Origin of the sequence: Mesorhizobium sp. M7D.F.Ca.US.004.01.2.1 (assembly GCF_003997785.1) — a bacterium.
Classification (GTDB): Bacteria; Pseudomonadota; Alphaproteobacteria; order Rhizobiales; family Rhizobiaceae; genus Mesorhizobium; species Mesorhizobium loti.
On the sequence record NZ_RZRQ01000229.1, the window covers coordinates 4,600 to 9,779 of the forward strand.

Consider the following 5,180-nt stretch of genomic DNA (forward strand, 5'->3'; position numbering starts at 1 on the left):
CTTCCGATGGATGGAGCGGCGGTTCAATCGACACCTGCAACCGCGCACCGGTTGAGCGCTGGTAAAATCATTCGATTAAACGGACTTTCGCCCGCGGCAGGGCCGCCCAACAGCGAAGCTATGACAAATCTGGAGGACGTTATGAACAAGCCGTCGACCCTGGCCCGGATCTCGCATCCCGCTCGACTGGATGTGGACTTCTGCCGCGGGCACTTCCCCGGCCTGTCAACCGGTTGGACGTATCTCGACAATGCAGGCGGATCGTACGTGCCAGAGTCGGTGATCGCCCGAATGAGCGCTTTCCTCAGCTACAGCAAGAACCAGCCCTATCCGCATTTCGAGAGCGGCAATCTGGCCATGCGTCGCATTGAGGAGGCGTATGAGGGGATTGCTCGACTGATCAACGCAGACCGCGACGAGATTGTCATTGCGGGCTCGACGACATCGAATGTCTTTGTGCTTGCTCAGGCCCTGCGTCCCCTTTTGCAGGAGGGCGACGAGATTATTGTCAGCCAACAGGACCACGAGAGCAACAGCGGTGCCTGGCGCAAATTTTCCGAGTTCGGGGTCTCGGTGGTGGAGTGGCAGATCAATCCCGATACTGGTCTTCTTGACGTTGGTGCACTTCGTGGTCTGCTCACGCCGCGCACGAAGCTGGTCTGCTTCACCCACGTTTCAAATGTGATTGGGGCGATAAATCCGGTCAGCGAGATAACTGCCTTGGCGCATGAGGCAGGCGCCCAGGTTGTCATCGACGGTGTCGCCTATGCCGGCCATGCTCTGGTGGATGTGAAGGCATGGAACGTGGATTTCTACCTGTTCAGCCTCTATAAACTCTACGGGCCACATCTGGGTGTACTCTATGGCAAACGCGAGGCGATCCAAGCAGCCCGAAACCAGAACCACTTTTTCTATTCAGACAGCGTTCCTGCAAAGCTGCATCCCACCGGAGACCAGTATGAGGTGGTGGGCGCGGCGGCCGGCATCGCCGACTACATAGACGCTCTTTATGCACATCATTTCAACGAGGCGCAGCAAGATCTGCATGAGCGCGCACGACGCGTGTTCTCGCTGTTTGAAGCACAAGAAGACCTGCTGGGACGCAAACTGGTCGAATTCCTTGTCTCACGGCCGGAAATCCGGGTATTCGGTCCACAAACCGGCAATCGGCAGGTGCGAATGCCAACAGTCGCATTCACCGTCAAGGGCTGGTCATCCCGGGAGTTTGCGGAGGCGCTTGCTGCGCGAAAGTTCGCGATCGCCTACGGCAGTTTCTACAGCCGTCGTTGCCTTGCCGCGCTCGGCATGGTGGACATGGAAGATGGCGCGGCGCGGATCTCTCTCTTGCACTATAATTCGATGGAGGAGATCGAGGCTCTGATTGCAGCGATCAAGGATGTGCTCTCCGGCCGGTAAGTTCGGCCGAAGCTGCGAAAAGGTCTTCCAGAAACGCGGCAAGCGCCGCGGACTGGCGGTCCGACTGGCGCCAGATCGCGTGGATTGGCCAGAAGCGGCCGCTCGGCAAAGGCCTTCGGGCTCTCGTCCAGCCGCTTGTTGATGGCCGAGGTCGATGAGGCGGAGAAGGCATGGCCGCACAGCTCCTCCGTGATCGCCTTGACCGTCCTGGTCGGCACGCCCTGCACCTACATCTCGGCCTGCGTCGCCACCAAGGCGCGCTGGGAACGCTGGTAGCGCTCGAACAGTTCGGTGGAGAAGCGGCCGGCGCGGTCTTGCGGAACCCGCAGCTCAAGCTTGCCGAGCCGCGTGACAAGGTGCGACCGTAATAGCCAGAGCGATAGCCCAGACGCTCCGGCGTGCGCTCGCTCTTCGAAGCACCCAGCTCGTCCATCTCGGCCTCGAGCACCTCCTGCATCACGGCGCGGATCACCTCGTGCAATCCATCCGGGTTCGAAAGCAGAATGTCTTTGACGGCGGCGCTGGTCAATTTACCTTCTGTCTTGGTCATGGTGGCATTCCTTCCAGGGAATCGGTGACATTGAACATCACCAGCCTGCCATGATCGCCCTTTCTCAGCGAATTTGCAGAACTCTCAGAACACTACCATTCAGCGCGTCGCTCACCGCAACACCCGGCGCGGGAACACCGGAGATCGTCGCCGAATTCAGCTGCTGGAATGCGCGACCGAGCGCGGCCGCAAGACCGCCGACCAAGCTGGCATTCCTTCAGGCAGCCAATGGTTTGTCGGACCATCTCTTGCTGCTTTGTTGCCTGTCTCCTCGTCGGAGGGTGCGGGCCCAAGCCCAAACGAACCAGTTCAGGACCGCACCGCACCACGCTACGGAAGCAAACCAACCAACGGTTAGTCAGTGAGCCCCATCAACCGAGGCAGGAACATTGAAAACCCCTCCACATACGTAATGATCAGCATGGTCGTGGTTAAGATGGCGATCATTGGGAGTAGGGGGCGAATGGTCTTCTCAATGGGCAAACGTGTAACCGCGCATGCTGCAAAAAGACAGACGCCCACAGGCGGCGTTGCCATTCCCAACGCGATGTTCGACTCAACCAGAATGCCGAAATGGATTGGTTCAACCCCATAGGATATCGCGATTGGCGTGAGAATTGGCATCAGGATCAGCAAGGCAGGAACAGTGTCCATGAACATGCCGATTACGAAAAACAATGTTTGGACCAAAAGTAAAAACACGTACTTGTTGGGGGATATCGCCTCGATTGCAATCGCCAATGCAGTTGGAACTCGCAATATTGTCATGGCGTAGGCAATTACGGCGCCCATTGCGATAACAAAGAATACGACCCCACTTATCTCGATGGTGTTAACAAATATGCGTGGAAATTGTGATATGGAAAGATCGCGGTATACGACAAGCACAAGAATTAGACCATAAGCAACTGCTACCGCCGCCGCTTCCGTTGGCGTGAAAGCACCGGTCAAAATACCCCCAAGGATAATCACTATCATGAAAATTGCTGGTGTCGCCTTGAAGACGGTTGCAACCTTCAACCTCCACGGAAGTTTAGACTGTTTGATGCCATACCCATTTTTCCAGGCAATGAAGATGACGAGAGACATCAACCCCAAGCCATTGATGAGCGCTGGGATGATGCCCGCCGCGAACAGCCCGGCGATAGAGATGTTTGCGATGACGCCTATCAAAATGAGGTCGATTGTCGGTGGAATCAACGTCGCGGTGGCACCAGAAGCTGCGAGCAACGCGGTACTGAAGGAGATCGGGTAACCTTGTCGGGTCAGTTCGGGCAAGGTGGCCCTGCCAATGGCCGCAGTGTCGGCTGTGGACGACCCGGAAATGCCGTGAAAGAACATCGCCGAAGCAACAATTGTTGCGCCCAGACCGCCAGGCTGTCTGCCAATAAGAATGTTGGCGCAATCGATCAGCCGTCTTGCGATTCCGCCCTCGGCCATCAGGACGCCGACAAAGACGAACAACGGAATGGTCAGGAACGGAAATGAGTCCAGGGATCTGAAGATTTGTTGGGGGACGATAACCAGCAGGTCGAAGGATCCGAAGCCTACCCAGACGCCCACCACGCCAGCGCCGAGAAGAGCTATAGCGATTGGTGCTCCCACCAGCAGCAATAGGAGAAAAACCAGACCAACTGCAGCTCCAGCCATATCGTCACCTGTTATCTCAAATACATCTGAGCCGTAATGTTGGTCTGCCGACTAAATGTCGGACTTTGGTAGACCTGCGAGGAGGGAAGCCACCTCAACCTCGGTCTGTTCTCGAATGCTAAGCGTGGTGTTGGTCGTGCGGGATAGGATGGTGTCTGCGATATCGAGAATAGAGAAAAAGATAATGAAAAAGATGCCGACCGTCACGGCTAGATACGGGATACGCATATCCATACCAGTTGAAATGGCTTTTTGATTGGCCATTACGTCCAGGTATTTATAGCTGAAATTTAGTATCAGGCCGAGGAGCAATATTGTCAGAACGTCCACAAAGCGTCGCAACCGCAGCCGGGTTTCCGGGGTGAGCATCATTGTTGCCCAGCGAAACGAAAAATGTTGCCCCCGTTTAGCCGCCACGGCACTTGCCAACATGGCAAACCAAACCAACGCATGACGCGCTGCTTCCTCAGTCCAGGGCAAGGGTAGCTTAAGAACGTAGCGAAACAGGACCTGACTAAATAGGGCAAAGGCCATAAATGTAAGCAACAAGGAGGCAACAACCAATATTAGGCGTTCTACCAAATTGCCAATGTTGCTCAGGCTGCGTTGCAGCGTGTACGGCCAGGTCCTCATCGGATAAACCTTATTGCATTCGATTGTCGGACGGGAGGGAACGACGATCCCTCCCGTTGGATAACGTCGAAAGCTATTTGATGGTTCGGGCAAGGGCGATCAGTTCGGCACCGCCAGGCACACGTTCCTTCATCGCGTCGTAGACGGGAGCCATCTTGGATTTGAATGCCGTCAAATCGTCTACATCAAAGAATTCAAGACCGTGCTTCTTGAGGGGTTCGACCGCACCAGCTTGCACTTCGAGAGTGTGCTCCACCTGGATCTTTGAAGCCGCCTGGCCGGATTCAATCACGATTTTCAAATCGTCCGGGGAGAGCTTCTCTAGAAATGAGTTGGAGATCAACATCGCATCGAGAATGCTAACGTGCTTTGTGAAGCTGACGTACTTGGTGACCTGATAGAATTTGAGCGACAGCAGATCAACCACGCCAACGTCGGCCCCATCAACGACGCCTGTCTGCAGCGCCGCATACAACTCGCTGAAGGGCACGACTGTCGGTAGCGCGCCAAGCGCGGCGTAGGTGTCCTGGTGCGTTCTGGATGCCTGGACGCGCATCTTCAGGCCTGCGAGATCCTCGGGCTTTCGTATTGGTCGAACTTTGTTCCACATCAGGCGTGTGCCATCTGTGCCCCATCCTACGACACGGCAGTTGAAGCCCTTTTCGATATCGGGCTTGAGGCTATCACCAAGTGCGCCATTCAAGGCGCGGACTGCATGTGGCGTGTCGTCAAATAGGAAGGGGAGTTCCAGAACCTCAATCTGTGGAACCGCGGCGGATAGCACGCCAAGATTGCTCATGACGCCGTCGAGTGCGCCCACCTTGACGCTATTGATCATGATCTCATTACCGCCGAGTTGGGCGTCTGGGAAAAAGGTGACCTGGATCCGACCGTCGGAACGCTTGGTCAATTCGTTGCCAAACTGCACCAT

Annotated in this window: 5 protein-coding genes and 1 pseudogene; 1 reads left to right on the top strand and 5 read right to left on the bottom strand. The window is 55.8% G+C overall.

Translation table 11 applies throughout. The features are described 5' to 3' along the window. Window positions 1-1,416, top strand: a 1,416-nt coding sequence (locus EN993_RS25045) for an aminotransferase class V-fold PLP-dependent enzyme (protein ID WP_206532414.1), incomplete at its 5' end; no start/stop codon positions are given. Window positions 1,417-1,508: 92 nt separating this feature from the next. On the opposite strand, the pseudogene EN993_RS25050 reads toward EN993_RS25045, so the two are convergent. From EN993_RS25050 to EN993_RS25065, 5 genes and pseudogenes are all read right to left on the bottom strand, one after another. Beyond that, window positions 1,509-1,966: pseudogene (locus EN993_RS25050) on the bottom strand (transposase); the annotation flags it as partial. Window positions 1,967-2,030: 64 nt separating this feature from the next. Next, a complete protein-coding gene (locus tag EN993_RS37120; RefSeq protein ID WP_164757796.1) occupies window positions 2,031-2,171 on the bottom strand; it encodes a hypothetical protein in 141 nt (46 codons plus the stop codon). Between the two features lie 149 nt (window positions 2,172-2,320). Further along, on the bottom strand, window positions 2,321-3,616 hold the full coding sequence (locus EN993_RS25055) for a TRAP transporter large permease (protein WP_127265101.1): 1,296 nt from the start codon (window positions 3,614-3,616) through the stop codon (window positions 2,321-2,323). A 51-nt stretch (window positions 3,617-3,667) separates the two neighbouring features. Further along, the gene (locus tag EN993_RS25060; protein ID WP_127265102.1) at window positions 3,668-4,249 is read right to left on the bottom strand and encodes a TRAP transporter small permease; all 582 of its coding nucleotides are present in this window, start codon (window positions 4,247-4,249) and stop codon (window positions 3,668-3,670) included. A gap of 73 nt (window positions 4,250-4,322) precedes the next feature. Next, on the bottom strand, window positions 4,323-5,180 hold an 858-nt coding region (locus tag EN993_RS25065), incomplete at its 5' end, for a TRAP transporter substrate-binding protein (RefSeq protein WP_127265103.1).

Bases quoted from the DNA above. Each gene is read 5' to 3' on its own strand.
- EN993_RS25055 (WP_127265101.1), bottom strand. From the start codon at position 3,616: ATGGCTGGAGCTGCAGTTGGTCTGGTTTTTCTCCTATTGCTGCTGGTG.
- EN993_RS25060 (WP_127265102.1), bottom strand. From the start codon at position 4,249: ATGAGGACCTGGCCGTACACGCTGCAACGCAGCCTGAGCAACATTGGC.